This window comes from Clostridium oryzae (genome assembly GCF_002029235.1).
Taxonomy (GTDB): domain Bacteria; phylum Bacillota; class Clostridia; order Clostridiales; family Clostridiaceae; genus Clostridium_AE; species Clostridium_AE oryzae.
In genome coordinates, this window is record NZ_MZGV01000171.1 from 1 (window position 1) to 593 (window position 593).

Sequence of the window (593 nt, forward strand, 5' to 3'; positions counted from 1 at the left end):
AAAATAGGTAGGAGGAAGAAGTCGCCACCCTTGACAGCATGACAAATTAATGCAGTGAGGAAAGTATTAACGGCGAAGGAACTCAAAAACAGAGAGATATAACCGTCAATATCACAGCATTGTAGCATTAATTTATCAACACCATCAAGGGCAAGTCCAAAGGATGGCTAAGTATTCAATTAGGCTCAGGAAGCTAAAAACAGAGAGGTTAGTAGCGTTGTTGTTGTTCCTGTAAATCAAGAATAGCAAGCTGACCAAGCTGAATAAGAATTTGCCACTTCGCAGGCATATTGTCAGCTAAACTAAATTCCTTAAGCTCATTAAGAGGACGCCAGTAGTTATACGGATGAGGACGAAGGAAATTGTAGTAGGCAACCCAAAGAGAGACGCCATAAAGGGCACCGTTCTCACTGCCATAACCGCAGGTAACACGATAGGATGACTTGAAAGTACGATTAAGGCGTTCGATAACTTGCTTAACCCAACGAAACTCAGAGGTAACAGCATCATCGTTAGTAAGTCCAATAACTTGAGTGATATCGAAATCCCAACCTTTTTCAAGTTTAAATTGTTGAGCAGCAAGAGGATAGGCA

Annotated in this window: 1 pseudogene; it reads right to left on the reverse strand. The window is 41.3% G+C overall.

Features of this window, described 5'->3' with window-relative positions:
• Window positions 1–208: 208 nt before the first annotated feature.
• A pseudogene (locus CLORY_RS22910) lies at window positions 209–593 on the reverse strand (transposase); the annotation flags it as partial.